At 45.0% G+C, this 17,751-nt stretch carries 22 protein-coding genes; 3 read left to right on the top strand and 19 right to left on the bottom strand.

Annotated elements, in window-relative coordinates:
• Positions 1–80: 80 nt before the first annotated feature.
• Both alr and AACV32_RS03695 read right to left on the bottom strand, forming a co-directional pair.
• Positions 81–1,154, bottom strand: coding sequence for an alanine racemase (gene alr / locus AACV32_RS03700; RefSeq protein ID WP_197056815.1), 1,074 nt, complete (start codon positions 1,152–1,154; stop codon positions 81–83).
• Positions 1,155–1,167: 13 nt separating this feature from the next.
• Positions 1,168–2,574, bottom strand: a complete 1,407-nt coding sequence (locus AACV32_RS03695) for a replicative DNA helicase (protein WP_013857915.1) — start codon at positions 2,572–2,574, stop codon at positions 1,168–1,170.
• A gap of 174 nt (positions 2,575–2,748) precedes the next feature.
• Here AACV32_RS03695 and AACV32_RS03690 point away from each other — a divergent pair, with 174 nt between their 5' ends.
• Positions 2,749–3,513: a DUF481 domain-containing protein gene (locus tag AACV32_RS03690; RefSeq protein WP_013857916.1), complete on the top strand. Its 765-nt coding sequence runs from the start codon at positions 2,749–2,751 to the stop codon at positions 3,511–3,513.
• Positions 3,514–3,577: 64 nt separating this feature from the next.
• Here AACV32_RS03690 and rplI read toward each other — a convergent pair whose 3' ends face one another.
• The 13 genes from rplI to fkpA all read right to left on the bottom strand — a co-directional run bounded on the left by rplI (position 3,578) and on the right by fkpA (position 12,529).
• Positions 3,578–4,027, bottom strand: coding sequence for a 50S ribosomal protein L9 (rplI, locus tag AACV32_RS03685; RefSeq protein ID WP_013857917.1), 450 nt, complete (start codon positions 4,025–4,027; stop codon positions 3,578–3,580).
• A 33-nt stretch (positions 4,028–4,060) separates the two neighbouring features.
• A complete protein-coding gene (gene rpsR / locus AACV32_RS03680; RefSeq protein ID WP_000090472.1) occupies positions 4,061–4,288 on the bottom strand; it encodes a 30S ribosomal protein S18 in 228 nt (75 codons plus the stop codon).
• Positions 4,289–4,304: 16 nt separating this feature from the next.
• Positions 4,305–4,607 (bottom strand): primosomal replication protein N, encoded by a 303-nt coding sequence (priB, locus tag AACV32_RS03675; RefSeq protein WP_026027846.1) that lies wholly within the window; start codon positions 4,605–4,607, stop codon positions 4,305–4,307.
• An 8-nt stretch (positions 4,608–4,615) separates the two neighbouring features.
• Positions 4,616–4,984, bottom strand: a complete 369-nt coding sequence (rpsF, locus tag AACV32_RS03670) for a 30S ribosomal protein S6 (RefSeq protein WP_013857919.1) — start codon at positions 4,982–4,984, stop codon at positions 4,616–4,618.
• A gap of 211 nt (positions 4,985–5,195) precedes the next feature.
• Positions 5,196–6,380, bottom strand: a complete 1,185-nt coding sequence (tuf, locus tag AACV32_RS03665; RefSeq protein ID WP_017049162.1) for an elongation factor Tu — start codon at positions 6,378–6,380, stop codon at positions 5,196–5,198.
• Positions 6,381–6,503: 123 nt separating this feature from the next.
• Positions 6,504–8,600: an elongation factor G gene (gene fusA / locus AACV32_RS03660; RefSeq protein WP_010318928.1), complete on the bottom strand. Its 2,097-nt coding sequence runs from the start codon at positions 8,598–8,600 to the stop codon at positions 6,504–6,506.
• A 75-nt stretch (positions 8,601–8,675) separates the two neighbouring features.
• Positions 8,676–9,146, bottom strand: a complete 471-nt coding sequence (rpsG, locus tag AACV32_RS03655) for a 30S ribosomal protein S7 (protein ID WP_013857921.1) — start codon at positions 9,144–9,146, stop codon at positions 8,676–8,678.
• A 96-nt stretch (positions 9,147–9,242) separates the two neighbouring features.
• Complete coding sequence (gene rpsL / locus AACV32_RS03650) at positions 9,243–9,617, bottom strand: 30S ribosomal protein S12 (RefSeq protein ID WP_010318930.1); 375 nt, start codon at positions 9,615–9,617, stop codon at positions 9,243–9,245.
• Between the two features lie 182 nt (positions 9,618–9,799).
• A complete protein-coding gene (gene tusB / locus AACV32_RS03645) occupies positions 9,800–10,075 on the bottom strand; it encodes a sulfurtransferase complex subunit TusB (protein WP_170895717.1) in 276 nt (91 codons plus the stop codon).
• 9 nt (positions 10,076–10,084) lie between these two features.
• Entirely contained in the window at positions 10,085–10,441 is a 357-nt protein-coding gene (gene tusC / locus AACV32_RS03640; protein ID WP_013857923.1) for a sulfurtransferase complex subunit TusC, read from the bottom strand.
• The gene (tusD, locus tag AACV32_RS03635; RefSeq protein WP_010318933.1) at positions 10,438–10,842 is read right to left on the bottom strand and encodes a sulfurtransferase complex subunit TusD; all 405 of its coding nucleotides are present in this window, start codon (positions 10,840–10,842) and stop codon (positions 10,438–10,440) included. Before tusD ends, tusC begins: the two co-directional genes overlap by 4 nt.
• Entirely contained in the window at positions 10,836–11,555 is a 720-nt protein-coding gene (locus AACV32_RS03630; protein WP_013857924.1) for a helix-turn-helix transcriptional regulator, read from the bottom strand. The genes tusD and AACV32_RS03630 overlap by 7 nt, the downstream gene beginning before the upstream one ends.
• 185 nt (positions 11,556–11,740) lie before the next feature.
• Positions 11,741–12,529 (bottom strand): FKBP-type peptidyl-prolyl cis-trans isomerase, encoded by a 789-nt coding sequence (gene fkpA, locus AACV32_RS03625; RefSeq protein ID WP_010318935.1) that lies wholly within the window; start codon positions 12,527–12,529, stop codon positions 11,741–11,743.
• A 139-nt stretch (positions 12,530–12,668) separates the two neighbouring features.
• Between fkpA and AACV32_RS03620 the strand changes: the two genes are divergently transcribed.
• Together AACV32_RS03620 and AACV32_RS03615 are read left to right on the top strand one after the other, a co-directional pair.
• Positions 12,669–13,649, top strand: coding sequence for a WD40 repeat domain-containing protein (locus AACV32_RS03620; RefSeq protein ID WP_026028406.1), 981 nt, complete (start codon positions 12,669–12,671; stop codon positions 13,647–13,649).
• 2 nt (positions 13,650–13,651) lie between these two features.
• Positions 13,652–13,879 (top strand): SlyX family protein, encoded by a 228-nt coding sequence (locus tag AACV32_RS03615; RefSeq protein ID WP_010318937.1) that lies wholly within the window; start codon positions 13,652–13,654, stop codon positions 13,877–13,879.
• 64 nt (positions 13,880–13,943) lie between these two features.
• Here the strand turns inward: AACV32_RS03615 and AACV32_RS03610 are convergent, their stop codons facing one another.
• The 4 genes from AACV32_RS03610 to hflX form a co-directional block, all read right to left on the bottom strand.
• Positions 13,944–14,132, bottom strand: a complete 189-nt coding sequence (locus AACV32_RS03610; RefSeq protein WP_017043313.1) for a DUF2065 domain-containing protein — start codon at positions 14,130–14,132, stop codon at positions 13,944–13,946.
• Between the two features lie 70 nt (positions 14,133–14,202).
• Positions 14,203–15,183, bottom strand: a complete 981-nt coding sequence (hflC, locus tag AACV32_RS03605) for a protease modulator HflC (RefSeq protein WP_013857929.1) — start codon at positions 15,181–15,183, stop codon at positions 14,203–14,205.
• Between the two features lie 2 nt (positions 15,184–15,185).
• Positions 15,186–16,379, bottom strand: coding sequence for an FtsH protease activity modulator HflK (hflK, locus tag AACV32_RS03600; RefSeq protein WP_017049165.1), 1,194 nt, complete (start codon positions 16,377–16,379; stop codon positions 15,186–15,188).
• A 45-nt stretch (positions 16,380–16,424) separates the two neighbouring features.
• Positions 16,425–17,714 carry a ribosome rescue GTPase HflX gene (gene hflX, locus AACV32_RS03595; RefSeq protein WP_010318941.1) on the bottom strand — a complete coding sequence of 430 codons (1,290 nt, stop codon included), beginning with the start codon at positions 17,712–17,714 and terminating at the stop codon, positions 16,425–16,427.
• Positions 17,715–17,751: the final 37 nt, after the last annotated feature.

Genomic DNA, 17,751 nt, shown 5'->3' with positions numbered 1-17,751 from the left:
TGTGAGCGCCATTATGACGCAGCTTACCCGCTCTCATATTGAGTTAGGTCAGGTAAACCTAATGGGTGCATACTCTGGCTTTATTGATACGACATCTCAACACGAGAAGTGAGTTTCGTCACTAACTCGTAAGCGATCGTGCCGATGTGAGAGGCCACTTCTTCGGCTGGTAGCTCTTTTCCCCATAAAATAACCTCATCGCCCACCTTATCGCAGGCTTGTGGACCGAGATCGACCGTGAGCATATCCATTGAAACTCGCCCTGCAATCGGCACTTTACGCCCATTGACAACAACCGGAGTTCCATTGGGTGCAGTGCGAGGATAACCATCGCCATAGCCAATTGCGATAACACCAACCTTAGTGTCACGTAAGCTTGTCCAAGTGGCACCGTAGCCAACACTCTCTCCCGCTTTAACATCACGCACTGCGATCAAGTGAGATTTTAATGTCATTACAGGTTGATAGCCCAGCGCTTGCGCCGAGTTATCATCAAAAGGAGAAACGCCATACATAATAATACCTGGGCGAACCCACTCTAACTGGCTGTGCTTCCAAGCTAATAAACCAGCGGAGGCAGCAAGTGATCTTTCACCCTCATGACCTTTTGTCATTGCTAAAAATAGCTCAATTTGCTCAGAAGTCGTTGATTTATCGAGTTCATCGGCACAACCAAAATGACTCATATAACGCAATGGCTTCACTACGTTTTTACACGCTTGCAAACGTTCTAAAAAATCGGGGTATTGTTCTGGGCGCACACCTAAACGATGCATTCCGCTATCGATTTTCAACCAAACATTGACTGGGACATCTAATTGAGCTTGCTCTAAGGCGACTAACTGCTCCTCACAGTGAACAACGGTTTGAATGTTATTGGTCACCAATACAGCAAGATCCATCGGGGAATAAAAACCTTCAAGCAATAAGATAGGTTTTACCACACCGCTCGCTCTCAGTTGCAGCGCTTCTTCAATGCGCGCCACGCCAAATGCATCCGCGCCCAATGCATGTTTCGCAACATGCCGAAGCCCATGACCATAACCATTTGCTTTGACCACCGCCATAATTTTACTGTTTGGTGCCTGCTGTTTTACTCGCTGTAGGTTGTGCTTTAACGCATCGAGATCGATGCAGGCGGTTGCCGCTTTCATGTAGCTCATCAAATTACTCATCGTCAAATGCAGGGCCTGCATAATTATCAAAACGGGAATACTGCCCTTGAAAGGTCAACCGTACAGAACCAATCGGGCCGTTACGTTGCTTACCTATAATAATCTCTGCGATACCCTTTAACGAACTATCAGGGTGATACACCTCGTCGCGATAGATGAACATGATCAAATCGGCATCTTGTTCTATCGAACCGGATTCACGCAAATCGGAGTTGACTGGGCGTTTATCGGCGCGCTGCTCCAACGAACGGTTAAGCTGCGATAAAGCCACCACGGGCACATTCAATTCTTTAGCCAGTGCTTTTAACGAGCGAGAGATCTCCGCAATTTCTAAAGTACGGTTATCCGATTGCGAAGGAACTCGCATCAACTGCAAGTAGTCGACCATGATGAGCGACAAGCCACCATGCTCGCGCGCAATACGACGAGCTCTAGAACGAACCTCGGTAGGCGTTAGGCCTGAGCTATCATCTATGTACATATTTTTCTTTTCCATGAGAATACCCATGGTAGATGAAATTCGTGCCCAATCCTCATCATCCAGCTGCCCAGTACGAATTTTGGTTTGATCAACGCGAGAAAGCGATGCCAACATACGCATCATAATTTGTTCAGCCGGCATCTCAAGAGAGAAGATAAGAACCGGTTTTTCTTGCTCCATGGCCGCGTTTTCACACAAGTTCATGGCAAACGTCGTTTTACCCATAGAAGGGCGAGCAGCCACAATGATCAAATCAGAACCTTGTAAACCAGCCGTTTTCTTATTGAGATCAGCAAACCCCGTATTCACGCCCGTGACGCCATCTTGTGGTGTTTTATACAGTAGTTCGATACGCTCTAAAGTTCTTTCTAAAATCGAATCAACATTCTGCGGGCCTTCATTTTCGCTGGTACGCTCCTCAGCAATGGCGAACACTTTACTTTCAGCCAGATCGAGCAAATCTTCCGAACTGCGCCCTTGCGGATCATAACCTGCATCCGCAATCTCATTGGCAACACCGATAAGGTTACGCACCAACGCTCGTTCCGCTACGATTTCAGCATAAGCATTAATATTAGCCGCACTGGGCGTATTTTTCGCCAAGTCTGCTAAATAGGCAAAACCGCCGACATCTTCCAACTGTTCGCGACGCTCAAGATACTCAGATAATGTAATAAGATCGAGCGGCTTACTGGCTTCCAAAATCGATTTAGCTGCATCAAAAATTAAACGATGCGCACGGCTATAGAAGTCTTTGCTGACCACACGCTCAGCCACCGTATCCCAACGTTCGTTATCCAATAGCAAGCCTCCAATCACTGATTGCTCAGCTTCGATCGAATGTGGAGGAACTTTAATTGCGTCGACTTGTGCGTCAAACGGTTTACGATTTCGTTGATCTGTTCGTGGTGCAGCCATGACTTCGCTCAATACTATCTAATGACCGACCATTATAGCCAGAATAGATCATTTGTAATTATGTAAACGAAACTTTGTGTTTATCTCGTAGAGAATTAACCTCATGCTGACCAAACAGAACCGCCCTACACCTACTATTTCGCCCACTATTTTTATTCACTTTAGGGGTGCTTCGTGTCCAAAATTTGGTTTCTTAGTTTTAGCCTGTTCGCGATGAGTGCAGCTTATGCTAATGAGGATCTTAAAAACGATACGGAAATCGAAGTTCCTTCTCCTTGGAATAGCCAAGTCGAATTGGGTTACCAAGCCCACTCAGGTAATACTGATTCAGAGTCATTGAATTCACGAGTCAAGACAGAATACATAACAGGTCGCCATCGAACCAATGGTGAGTGGAAATTGTATCGTCTTGATAAAAATGGAAAAGAGAATAAGCGGCAGGCAAACTATTCGCTGCAAAGTGACTATAAGTTAGCTTCAAAAGCCTATCTATACGCAAACTTTAACGGTGTTGATTCGAAATACAGCGCCTATTTCAAAGACTACACGCTATCTGGTGGAATGGGTTACCAATTGATGAATACCGACATATTGCTATTAGAGATTGAAATAGGGCCCGGTTTTCGTTACCAAAAACCCAATCTAGATGAGATATCAAGTACAGATATTGTATTTGCAAATACAGTCGAAGAAGTCATATTTCGTGGTAACTTAAAAGGTGTTTGGGCAACTTTCGATAATTTAACCATCTCCTCTGAACTGACTCTTGTCGCAGGAGAAAGTAACATCAGAACCGATAGCGAACTCATTTTAACCAATCACATTACTGATTCGATTGCGTTGAAAGTGAACTTGTCTCGCCAATACCACGATAAGGTTCCAGCAGGACTAAGTAAAGCCGATAGCGTTACTTCATTTAGTTTACAGTTTCGTTTCTAGGTAGTTTGAAGATAAAAAAAACACCAGCCAAGGCTGGTGTTTTCAATTCATCCGAAGACTGAAATTACTCAGCAACGATTTGAATTTTCGCAGTTGCAAACACTTCTGAGTGAAGTTGGATGCTCACTTCGAAAGAACCTACGTTACGTAGAGCACCTTCAGGTAGACGAACTTCGCTCTTAGATACTGCAACACCTGCCGCTGTAATAGCGTCAGCGATATCACGAGTACCAATAGAACCAAATAGTTTACCTTCATCGCCCGCTTTAGAAGTAATAACAACAGCTTCAAGAGCGTTAACTTGTTCAGCACGAGCTTGAGATGCAACAAGTTGCTCAGCAACTTTAGCTTCAAGTTCAGCACGACGAGTTTCAAACATTTCAACGTTAGATTTAGTTGCCATTACAGCCTTACCTTGTGGGATAAGGAAGTTACGAGCATAACCAGATTTCACGCTTACAGTGTCGCCAAGGCTGCCTAGGTTACCGATTTTATCAAGTAGAATAACTTGCATTGATTAATCCTCTTTCTTAATAAACGGTGCCAATTACTGATGTTTATCAGTGTATGGCAATAGAGCTAGGTAGCGAGAACGCTTGATTGCACGAGCTAGCTGACGTTGGTATTTAGCGCTAGTACCAGTGATACGGCTAGGTACGATTTTACCAGCTTCAGTTATGTAGTTTTTAAGAGTTGCTACATCTTTGTAATCAATCTCTTGTACGCCTTCTGCAGTGAAACGGCAGAATTTACGACGACGGAAGAAACGAGCCATGGGCTATCTCCTGATCTTAAATTTGAGTAATGTGGTCGGCATGTAGCACCAATTTACCTACGCCATTATGGCTAGTTTGGTAAGCGACAAAGCCACTTACGGTTATGGTGCTGCCTTGTACTAAGTGTTGAGTGAGATTCGTTGACCTCTGCCCACTGACAACTACCGGCATACGACAATAGACTTGTCTCGGTAAATCAGCTTCTATCACTGTTGAGCGATGTTCAAGCCAGAAACGGCAATGTTCAATACCCGCAGGACTTTGGCTTCGAATGGGAGGTTTTGCGACAGTGCCACTCAACTCCATCCGATTGGTCATCAAATCAATTACTCAGCGTCTGCATCGAAACGAGTTTCATCACGCTTAGAACGCTCTTCTTTAGCTTTCAGCATGATTGATGGCTCGGTGATAGCAGCTTTAGTACGCATGATCATGTTACGTAGAACTGCATCGTTAAAACGGAAAGCAGTTTCTAGCTCATCAATCACAGCTTGGTCAGCTTCAACGTTCATAAGAACGTAGTGAGCTTTGTGAAGCTTGTTGATTGGGTAAGCCATTTGACGACGACCCCAATCTTCTAGACGGTGGATAGTACCGCCAGTTTCAGTGATAGAACCAGTGTAACGCTCGATCATGCCAGCAACTTGCTCGCTTTGATCTGGGTGCACCATGAATACGATTTCATAATGACGCATCGGTTGCTCCTTACGGATTATTCAGCTTCCAGGTTTGGCTCGGTCGTCCATAGGAAGCAAGGAACGAAAAAAAAAGACCGAGAATTAAGGACGGCAAATAGTACAGAAACGAAGCAGGATTAGCAAGGGAAATGTACTAAGGGTCACGTCAAACAAAAAGGGAAGCCTAAGCTTCCCTTTTTAATGCAGTGTGTGCATAAATTATCGAAAATTAAGCGATAACTTTAGCAACAACACCAGCACCTACTGTACGACCACCTTCACGGATCGCGAAACGTAGACCTTCATCCATCGCGATTGGAGCGATTAGCTCTACAACCATTTGGATGTTGTCACCTGGCATTACCATCTCTACGCCTTCTGGTAGAGAGATATCGCCTGTTACGTCCGTTGTACGGAAGTAGAACTGTGGACGGTAGCCTTTGAAGAACGGAGTATGACGGCCGCCTTCATCTTTAGACAGTACGTACACTTCTGACTCGAACTTAGTGTGTGGAGTGATTGAACCTGGTTTCGCTAGTACTTGACCACGTTCTACTTCATCACGCTTAGTACCACGTAGAAGTGCACCAACGTTCTCACCTGCACGACCTTCGTCAAGCAGCTTACGGAACATCTCAACACCTGTACAAGTCGTTGTGATTGTGTCTTTGATACCAATGATCGCAACTTCGTCACCTACACGTAGGATACCGCGCTCGATACGGCCAGTTACTACTGTACCACGACCTTGGATTGAGAATACGTCTTCGATTGGTAGTAGGAATGCTTGGTCTACTGCACGCTCAGGCTCTGGAATGTAAGTGTCTAGCGCTTCAGCAAGTTCAATAATTTTCGCTTCCCACTGCTCTTCGCCGTTTAGTGCGCCTAGTGCAGAACCTTGGATAACTGGTAGGTCATCACCTGGGAAATCGTACTCAGATAGAAGCTCACGAACTTCCATTTCTACTAGCTCTAGAAGCTCTTCATCATCAACCATGTCACATTTGTTCATGAATACGATGATGTAAGGAATACCAACTTGGCGACCAAGTAGGATGTGCTCACGAGTTTGTGGCATTGGGCCATCTGTTGCAGCAACAACTAGGATACCGCCGTCCATTTGCGCAGCACCTGTGATCATGTTTTTGACATAGTCAGCGTGTCCTGGGCAGTCTACGTGTGCGTAGTGGCGTGCTGGTGTATCGTACTCTACGTGAGAAGTATTGATTGTAATACCGCGCTCGCGCTCTTCTGGAGCGTTATCGATAGATGCGAAGTCTTTCGCTTCACCACCGTACACTTTTGAAAGTGTAGTACAGATAGCAGCAGTTAGAGTTGTTTTACCGTGGTCAACGTGGCCGATAGTACCAACGTTTACGTGCGGTTTCGTACGTTCAAATTTTGCTTTAGACACGATCGTGTTCCTTCCTAGTTATGATTCGTCTTGAGTCACATATAGCTCAAGACGCGCCAGAAATTGCTATTTTATGCGCCAACTCTCATCAGCGCAATAGATTCGTTATTAAACAAATAACAGTTAACCACGTTCTGCAATGATTGCTTCTGCAACATTTTTTGGCACATCAGCGTACTCTGCAAACTCCATGGAGTAAGAGGCGCGACCCTGAGTGGCAGACCGTAAGTCTGTTGCATAACCAAACATTTCCGATAGAGGGACTCTAGCATGGATAATCTTAAGGCCTGCATGGCCTTCATCCATACCTTCAATCATGCCGCGACGACGGTTTAAGTCACCCACAACATCACCCATCCAATCTTCTGGAGTAGTTACTTCAACTTTCATCATTGGTTCAAGAAGAACAGGCTGCGCTTCTAAAGCACCTTTCTTGAACGCCATCGAACCAGCAATCTTAAACGCCATCTCGCTTGAGTCGACATCATGATATGAACCATCGAATAATGTCGCTTTCACATCCAGAATCGGATAACCAGCTAACACACCGTTGTTCATTTGCTCTTCGATACCTTTCGCAACCGAGCTGATGTATTCCTTAGGAATCACACCACCAACGATTTCGTCGACAAAGACAAAGCCTTCGCCGAGTTCCGCAGGTTCAATCTTAAGCCAAACGTGACCATATTGACCACGACCACCAGATTGACGAACGAACTTGCCTTCTACTTCCGCTTTTCCACGGATAGTTTCGCGGTAAGCCACTTGTGGTTTACCAACGTTACAGTCCACACTGAACTCACGCTTCATGCGATCAACAATGATGTCTAGGTGAAGCTCACCCATACCAGAGATCAACGTTTGACCTGTTTCCTTATCGGTTTCGACACGGAAAGATGGGTCTTCTGCCGCCAGTTTACCTAGCGCAATACCCATTTTTTCTTGGTCAGCTTTAGAGCGAGGCTCTACCGCAATTTGAATCACTGGCTCAGGGAATTCCATGCGCTCAAGAACCACTTTGTGGTCTGGGTTACACAGCGTATCGCCTGTAGTGACATCTTTTAAGCCGATCGCAGCCGCAATATCGCCAGCACGAACTTCTTTAATCTCTTCACGTTTGTTGGCATGCATCTGTACGATACGACCAAAACGTTCTTTTTTCTGTTTCACTGAGTTGTAAACGGCATCGCCAGAGTTCACCACACCAGAGTAAACACGCATAAAAGTCAATGTGCCAACAAATGGGTCAGTGGCAATCTTAAATGCAAGTGCCGAGAATGGTTCGTTGTCGTCAGCGTGACGTTCTACTTCGTTCTCGTTTTCATCCACGCCTTTAATGGCTGGTACATCTACCGGTGAAGGCAAATATTCAACAACCGCATCCAATACCGCTTGTACGCCTTTATTTTTAAAGGCACTACCACAAGTGGCCAATACGATTTCATTGTTAATGGTACGAGTCCGTAGCGCTTGTTTGATTTCCGCTTCTGTCAGCTCGCCGTCTTCAAGATACTTTTCCATTAACTCTTCACTAGCTTCCGCTGCCGCTTCAACTAGGTTGTTGTGCCATTCTTCGGCCAACTCAAGCATATCTTCTGGAATGTCTTCGTAAGTAAACGTCATGCCTTGATCGGCTTCATTCCAGTTGATGGCTTTCATCTTGATAAGGTCGATGACACCTTTGAACTCTTCTTCCGCACCAATATTTAATTGAATAGGAACAGGAGTCGCACCAAGACGATGTTTAATTTGGTTTACAACGCGTAAAAAGTCTGCGCCAGCACGGTCCATTTTATTAACGAACACCATGCGAGGAACACCGTATTTGTCAGCTTGACGCCATACAGTTTCAGACTGGGGTTCAACACCAGATGAGCCACAGAATACAACCACTGCACCATCAAGCACACGAAGTGAACGCTCTACTTCAATTGTAAAGTCAACGTGTCCTGGGGTATCAATGATGTTTACGCGATGATCTTGGAACTGTGCTTCCATACCACGCCAGAAGGTTGTCGTAGCAGCAGAAGTGATAGTGATACCACGTTCTTGCTCCTGCTCCATCCAGTCCATGGTTGCAGCACCATCGTGAACTTCGCCGATTTTGTGAGAAAGGCCAGTGTAGAACAGAATACGCTCAGTAGTGGTTGTTTTACCTGCATCTACGTGAGCACAGATACCGATGTTGCGGTAGCGCTCAATAGGAGTTTTCCGAGCCACGATTGTATCCTCTTACTAAGGTAATCCTTAGAGTATGAAAATGTGCTGCGAGAGAACCTCGCAGCACAGAAGGTATTACCAGCGGTAATGAGCGAATGCTTTGTTCGCTTCTGCCATACGGTGAACGTCTTCACGTTTCTTAACAGCAGTACCTTTATTTTCTGACGCGTCTAGCATTTCAGCAGCTAGGCGAGCAGCCATAGATTTTTCACCACGCTTACGCGCAGCATCAACTACCCAACGCATAGCAAGTGCGTTACGGCGAACCGGACGTACTTCTACTGGCACTTGGTAAGTTGAACCACCCACGCGGCGAGATTTAACTTCGACCGCTGGACGTACGTTTTCAAGAGCTTCTTCAAATACAGCTAAGTGACCTTTGCCAGATTTCTCAGCCATAGTGTCTAGTGCAGTGTAAACAATTTTCTCTGCAGTAGATTTTTTACCGTCAACCATAAGAATGTTAACGAATTTTGCCAGCAGTTCAGACTTGAACTTTGGATCTGGAAGGATCTTACGCTGACCAATAACGCGACGACGTGGCATGGATATTCTCCGTTGTCTTTTTCAGGTTATCCAAAACTTTTCAGTTTCTTCAAAAATTAAATAATTTAGTGTTTGGCCTTACTTAACGGAAATCCATTAAGATTTAGGACGTTTCACACCGTATTTAGAACGAGCTTGTTTACGGTCGTTTACGCCTGCACAGTCAAGTGCACCACGGATTGTGTGGTAACGCACACCTGGAAGGTCTTTTACACGACCGCCACGGATAAGAACAACTGAGTGCTCTTGAAGGTTGTGACCTTCACCGCCGATGTACGAAGTCACTTCGAAGCCGTTCGTTAGACGAACACGACATACTTTACGAAGTGCTGAGTTAGGTTTTTTAGGTGTAGTAGTGTAAACACGTGTACATACACCACGTTTTTGTGGGCACGCTTCTAGTGCTGGCACGTTGCTTTTAACAACTTGCTTTACACGAGGATTGCGGACCAACTGGTTAATAGTTGCCATTAACTAGCTCCTGAATTTACTTAAAGTAAGCTTTGTGAAAAATCTAGTCCCTAGTGCACTTAGTACAAATAGGGACGCAAAATTCTATGCAGCAGTGAGAGGTGTGTCAAGAAATATACAGATCTTTTTTAACCACCATAAGTAAAGGGTGGGTAATAGAAGGGTAATAGTGATAAAAAAACCTACCAAGTGATTGATTTTTCATGATTAGTAGTAAGTTCAACCAAACCAGAGAAATCCACTTTGGTAATTTGTACTGAGCAGAGATCCTGCACCCCACGCGCGCAGAGATCCTCAAGTAAGACATAAACCCTGTTCAGATCGTTGAGTAGTAAAAAAGAGCCCGCACTAGGGTTACTCATATAAACCGCTTCTTCAACCAAGATAATACTATCCTCAGTCAAACAATAACGCTGCGCTAAGGCCAGTTTTGCCGTGTCTTTTACAATATGCAGCATAGGTACACCTTAGAAAGTTAGTACTTGATCGCACTCGTGAAGTAACTGAGCGATTTGCTGAGGCGATTTTTTTTCAACATCAATGACCCATTGAGCCGATGCTAGCCCCAACTCTTCAACGCTTTGCTCACACAGATAAAGGTGTTCAATATCGTATAACTCAAGCAGTTTAAACGCACTGATGTAATCACGGCTAAGCAGTTGTTGCGGTGATTGGTTGGCGACGATTTGCGTCACGCCAAGCCCAACAAAAAAGAGCGAGATCGCATCACAATAGGCAGAGGCTGCCAGTACAGCATCCAGCCCTTCTCTTCCAGCCGAACTAGAATGAGGCGAAGAATGAAAAACAAAACCGATTTTTTTCAAAACTGTACCACTCGATCTTGAGTTAATAACGCTTCAGCTAAGCTTCCTAACCCAGTTTGTGCAAAACCTTGTGCCAAATTATGCGCAGTGAGCTGGTGTTGCTGAGCTTCATTTTCACTGATAATGCCACGACGTAACGCTGCAGCAACACAGGTTTCTAAGCGTACATGGTGTTCAGTAGACAGCTTCTGCCATGCTTTCACAAGATCAAACTCATCGTTCGCAGGCGCGGTGATCGCAGAGCCATTGAAAACACCATCTTGATAAAAAAATACTTGCTTGAGTGAATGCCCTTTTTCTAGCAATGCACAGGCAAACAGATAAGCACTACGCGCTGCCTGTGTGCCATACACTGAGCCATTGACCAATAATGTGTAACTCAATACTGGCTCCACTAACATTCATCTCCGGTCTTGCGTTGGCGAATGTAGAGATAGACAGTATGTTTAGAGATATTGAGCCGATCAGCTACGCGGTTAATCGCATCTTTGATGTCAAAAATGCCTTTGTCGTACAGCTCCATCACGATCTGACGGTTCTTGGTATTGTTAGACACTGATTTATCGGCGTTGATCTCTTCGATGGTACGCTCTACCGTCTGATCCACCAGCTCTTCTACATCACTGGCAAAGTTAACCGATGAGGCGGCTTCCTGAGCTTCCTGAGTCGGCATGAATGATTGCAGAACTTGTGAGAACGGAGCATCTAAATTAACGTTGATACAAAGTAAGCCAATGACTCGGTTATCACCATTACGAATCGCGACCGTAATCGATTTCATCAACACGCCACCCTTGGCGCGAGAGAAATACGATCGTGAGAAGTTACGCTCCGATCCTTCAATATCTTTCAGCATACGCAGTGCAAGATCAGTGATCGGGGAACCCACTTGACGTCCCGTGTTTTCACCATTGGCAATTTTAATCGCCGAGGTATTGAGATCTTCCAATGAGTGCAGAACGATCTCACAAAAAGGACCAATCAGGCTGGCGATACCGTCAACCACAGCTTCATAAGATCGAAGAATGATTTTATCGTGATCACTAAATGGCATCACGTGCACGGATTCCATTTCAAGCAACATATCCGCGTTTAGAGTTTCTGTCGTTGTCACTGTTATCTAGCCTTAGAGCGAAAAATCAACAAATTGACGTAAGTTTATCAGAAAATTTTAATCGAAAACTCTGTTAAGTCACTAACAAGTGATTTAGGACAACTAATTAGTGAGTCGTTAGAGACAGAAAAGGCCTGATTCATCAGGCCTTTGAGCTGGTTACAACGGTTCAACAATGGCTGATATTATTTAGCCGCATCGCTACCGTTATCAATTTTTAGCAACTCCACTTCAAACACAAGTGTTGAGTTTGCTGGAATAGTCGGTGTGTCTTGCTCACCGTAAGCCAGTTGCGGCGGGATAACAAACTTGTATTTTGCTCCCACTTGCATCAGTTGCACACCTTCTGTCCAACCAGGAATAACCCGATTGAGTGGGAATGTCGCTGGCTCACCACGATCATACGAGCTATCAAATTGAGTACCGTCAGCCAGTGTCCCTTTGTAATGCACTTGAACAGTATCGGTCTCTTTTGGTGACTCACCTTTTGCTGGCGTCAGTACTTGGTACAGTAAACCAGATTCAGTTTTCTTTACGCCATCTTGTTTTTCAAATTCAGCGCGGAATTCGTCACCAGCTTTTTCAGCAGCAGCCGCTTTTTCAGCGGCTTTCGCTTGCATGGTTTCAGAAACGCGTTTATCTAGAGCTTCTAGCGCTGCGCGTGTCTCTTCTTCACTCAACTCAGCATTGCCCGCGAAGACATGTTCAATCCCTTTTAGAACCAGATCTTTATTCAGATTGATACCAATTTCGGCTGGTTTTTCAATGCTGGTGCTGAGGTAATTTGCAAAAGAGACGCCAATCGCGTAAGCCGCTTTGTCATCTTCTGTTTTAAAGTGAACCGTTTTTCCCGCTTCCGTTTGTACTTGTTCTGCTGCAGGTGCTGCTTCAGTTTTCGGGGCTTCATCTTTCTGGCAGCCAACTGCAAGCATGACGGTTGCCGCAAGCAGTGACACTTTAAACAATGATTTCATTTATTTCTCCAATTTGTAGGTAAACCTTTTGTTATTACGCACAAATTTCGGTGAAAAACTGGTGCGCTAAACAGAGTTGTACCAATATAGCGATATGTTGATAGATTGTCTTTACACTCAAAGCGGATAATTAGACTTGATGCGAATAATTTCTCATTCAATCCTAGGTTGCATTGTCATCTTGATGTTAAATGGCTGTTTTTTCTCTAACAGCGATGTACAACGTTGGGATATAGAACCAAACGGTTCGACCAGTTTCGGTTTAAGCCGCGATGGTCGTTTTGCGCTACTCTATTCCAAACAAAGACAACTCGTTCTATGGGATCTTGAACAAAACAAAACCTTAGCTGAATTGGGACCTCAAGACCCACAAGCCAATACCGTTTCTCATATTCGACTCTCCGATAATGGCCGTTTTGCCGTGACCGCTAGCCAAATTAACTTTGCCGTATGGGACTTAGGTTGGACACAAGCTCAAGGTTTGTGGTCCATCTCCGATGGGCTGATCCGAGACATTGACATTGCCAATAACGGAAAACAAGTTCTACTCGGTTTATCCAATGGTAAAGCGATTTACGTCGATTTAGTCACTGGACGTCGACTAGAGTTCCTTGCTCATCGAGAAAAAGTGAATTCTGTCGCCCTATCGCCCAATGGCCGCTTTGCTCTGACGGGAGGTAATGATTATTTTGCCTACCTTTGGGATACGCAAAGTGGGCAAATTTTACGATCGTTTGAACATGAGCAGCGGGTGAATCGAGTAGCGCTGCAGCGAGAGGGAAAATTAGCCTTTACCTCCGATGGTGGTAATCAATCCATTATTTGGGATCTCTCCTCGGGTAAGGAACAGGCGAAATTGCGCAGTTTTTCACGACAATTGATCTTCTCTACGGCGCGTTTTTCCGATGATGGCAGGTTGCTTGTGACAGGGAATCCTTCAAGCCAAGTCGCGATTTGGGATACTCAAAGTGGTAAAAAACAGCAAGGATTCGAAGTAGAACCGCTAAAAGATGCTCGCCCACCCACTGCGGTGGTGTATGATGCGGCCTTTGATCATCAGCAACGAATTATTACCGGAAGCTCTGCAGGTATTGCTCAAGCTTGGAAACTCGACGATTAGTTATGAACGATAAGTATATTCAGCAATTAGAACAGCGTGTTAGTGACTTGGAATGCCAACTTGCTTTCCAAGAACAAACCATTGATGAACTCAATCAAGCATTATCAACACAGCAGCTCATGCTAACGAAAATGCAAGACCAAATGAAATATGTGGCTGGTAAAGTCAAAAATATGGATGCCTCACATTTAGCGGATCCATCAGAAGAGACTCCACCACCTCACTATTGATAGTGATGATACTGATAGTGATAAACTGATCATAATAAATCGGTTACCGCGCTATTGTGCATCACTATCGTGCGAAGTAGTAAGCAATGATGCCCCCAGCAACGACGAGACAACCACCGATGCGGCGCAGTTGATGATCGGGCTGCTGGCTGAGCTCTGCCACCATCTTTCTCCAGCCATTAGGGGCGATTAACGGTCCAATACCTTCTGCAATTAACACCAGCCCCACAGCAAGCCAGATTGAATTCGACATAGTGCCTTCTCTCTTAAAGCCATAAACGACAAAGGCTCCCTGAAGGAGCCTTTGAATAAACAACGGTCAATTATTTCGTTGTCAAACCTTTGGTGTTATTCATGTACTTGAAGAAATCACTCTTAGGATCAAGCACCAAGATATCACTCTTCTCGCTAAATGATTTCTCATAGGCTTTCAGCGAACGTAAGAACCCGTAAAACTCAGGATCTTTACTGTACACATCTGAGTAAATCTTCGCTGCTTTAGCATCAGCATCACCGCGAGTTACGCGAGCCGTTTTATCCGCTTCCGCTAAGATAGTCGCCACTTCAAGTTCAGCTTGAGCACGAATGACTTCGGCTTTTTCACGACCTTGAGAACGGTGTTTACGAGCTACTGACTCACGTTCAGCACGCATACGACGATAGATAGACTCACTGATCTCATCTGGGAGGTTGATTTTCTTAATACGGAAATCAACCACTCTCACGCCTAAATCTTTCAGTGCGCCTTTACGTGTATCTTCCAACACATTTTCCATCACTTGGTCACGCTGACCATCGATTTCCAATGCTTGTTTCGCAGCCTCAGTCGTGACGACTTCATCATCAGCACTTTCCGGCAAGACATCTTTATTACGTGGGCCTGAAACAATTTGTTTGATTTCACGAGAACCGATTTCAGAACGAAGAATGTCTGTCACTTTACGCTCTAACAGTGCTTGTGCCGTCAATGCATTGCCACCACCCGTTGCCAAGTAGTATTGACCAAAGTCTTCAATACGCCATTTGACATAGGTATCGATGATCACATCTTTTTTCTCTGAAGTCACGAAACGGTCAGAGCGGCCATCCATTGTTTGGATGCGCGCATCTAACGTTCTTACTCGATCAAACAGTGGCATTTTAAAATGCAAACCCGGTTCGTAGATTCGAGCAATTTCATTGTTATCTTTCAGAATACGACCGAAACGGACAACAATACCGCGCTCACCTTCAGGAATCACAAACAGCGACATCAACATCAATACCAGTGCAATCACTAATACTGGGATCATTAACTTACGCATTACTAGTATCTCCCTTGACGTGTATTGCTAGAGCGAGACGGTGTATTACCTGTATCACTGCTGGTTGGTGAATCAAGCTCTATCTGATCATAGGTTGATGATGATTTATCTTGACGTTTGGTGTCATTCTTACTGTCTTGGCCTGTAATTCGATCCAACGGTAGATAAAGCATATTGCCACTGGATTCTGAATCAATTAGCACTTTAGATGTGTTTGAATACACCTCTTCCATAGTATCTAGGTAGAGACGATTACGTGTCACATCTGGCGCGGCTTGATACTCAGGGAGCAGTTTTTCAAACTGTGCCACTTGACCCAATGCTTCGTTAATCGTGCGTTCTGTATAACCTTGCGCTTCTTTCTTCAAACGTTCTGCTCGGCCTGTTGCTTTAGGCAGGATTTCGTTCTTATACGCTTCAGATTCACGAATGAAACGCTCTTCATCTTCTCGCGCCGCAATCGCATCATCGAACGCATCTTTCACTTGCTCTGGCGGACGAGCCGACTGGAAGTTGACATCGACAATCATTAAGCCCATATCATAGCTATCAATGATTTGATTCAAGGTCGTTTGGGTACTTTGACGAATTTGCTGACGGCCACTGGTTAAGATACTGTCCATCAAAGAATCACCAACCACGGCACGTAATGCTGAGTCAGTTGCTTGGCGTAAGCTATCGTCAGCATTAGTCACACGATACAAGTACTTGTATGGATCAGACACGCGATATTGTACATCCATGCCAACAGTGACCACGTTTTCATCTTTGGTTAGCATCAAACCCGATGCACGTAGTGAGCGAATCGCTTGTACGTTAACGGCCGTCACTTCATCAACAAAGCGAGGACGCCAGTTCAAACCTGGATCAACGATGCGATCATACTTACCTAAGCGCAGCACGACGCCACGCTCAGCTTCACCAATCGTATAGAAACCAGAAAAGAACCACACTGCAACAGCGATTGCAGCAATGACTCCAAAGCCAATTGCGCTACCACCAGAGAATGAAGGGCCTTTACCGCCTTTACCACCAAATCGTCCGCCCAGTTTCTGGCTCAGTTTATTGAAAACCTCATCCAAATCTGGCGGTCCTTGATCACGGCCACCTTTATTTTTGTCACCACGATTATTACCCCAAGGGTCATTATCGCGGCCATTGTTGCCGTTGTTATTACCGGGCTCATTCCACGCCATTAGAAAGCTCCATCATTTGATATGACGTTATACTGTAGCAGTCCTTTAAGTAACTATAAAGTCACGCAAAACTGCTTCTTCTCTTTTTTCTAGTCTAAACCAATCAACTTGCTGCATACGAATGTTAATCAACAAATTACCATCTGGATCATATTCTTCTTGTTGAATACATTTCATTTGTGAAAATGCACTACGAATGCGACCTTGGTGCAGTGGTGGAATACACAATTGATATTGAATGACTTGACTCGCTAATCGCTCTGTCAATGCTTCGAAAAGCAGATCAATACCTTGTCCATCCATGGCTGATAACCACACGGTTCTCGGTATTCCCTCATCATCTTTTTCGATGCGAGGTTGTTGGCCTTCTAGATTATCGATCTTGTTCATGACGACAAGCGTTGGCACCTCATGGGCGTCAATCTCTTCTAATACATCATGGACGGCTTTGATATTCTCACGAAAACGCTCATCACTGGCATCAACAACATGTAACAAAATGTCAGCTTCTTGAGTTTCTTGTAACGTGGCTTTAAATGCTGCAACTAAATCGTGCGGCAGATGACGAATAAATCCTACGGTGTCAGCGAGAACGGCAGTACCAACGTCCGCCAATTCGATTTTCCGCAAGGTAGGATCTAGGGTTGCAAACAGTTGATCGGCTGCATACACCCCAGCTTCAGTAATGCGATTAAATAACGTTGATTTCCCCGCATTGGTATAACCCACTAGCGATATGGTGGGAATCTCAGCTCGATTTCGAGCTCGGCGTCCTTGTTCTCGCTGCTTAGCGACTTTCTCTAAGCGGCGTAATATCGCTTTAATACGTTCACGCAATAAACGTCTGTCGGTTTCTAGCTGCGTTTCACCAGGTCCACGTAAGCCTATACCGCCTTTTTGTCGCTCAAGGTGCGTCCAACCACGAATTAATCGCGTAGAGATGTGGCGCAATTGTGCCAGCTCTACTTGCAACTTCCCTTCATGGGTTCGTGCTCGTTGGGCAAAAATATCGAGGATGAGGCCAGTACGGTCAATCACTCGACATTGGCATAGTTGTTCAAGATTACGTTCTTGGGCAGGAGAAAGGGCGTGGTTGAAGATCACCACATCCGCTTCAACAAGTTGAACCGCATGCGCTATCTCTTGGGCTTTGCCCTCACCGACATAATATTTAGGGTGTGGAGTTTGACGGCTGCCAGTAATAATTTGCAGTGTCGACACTCCAGCAGAAGAAACCAGCATTTCACACTCGCTGAGATCATCCCACTCACCCTTTTGCGTGAAGTTGATATGAACAAGTACCGCTCGCTCACCGGCTTCGTAACGGTCAAACAAGCAACCAACTCCTTTGTAAGTAAATAATACTAATCAG

The organism is Vibrio sp. B7, from assembly GCF_963888765.1.
GTDB lineage: Bacteria > Pseudomonadota > Gammaproteobacteria > Enterobacterales > Vibrionaceae > Vibrio > Vibrio anguillarum.
Note: the sequence above shows the minus strand (reverse complement) of the source record. Positions and strands in the feature narration are given on the sequence as shown.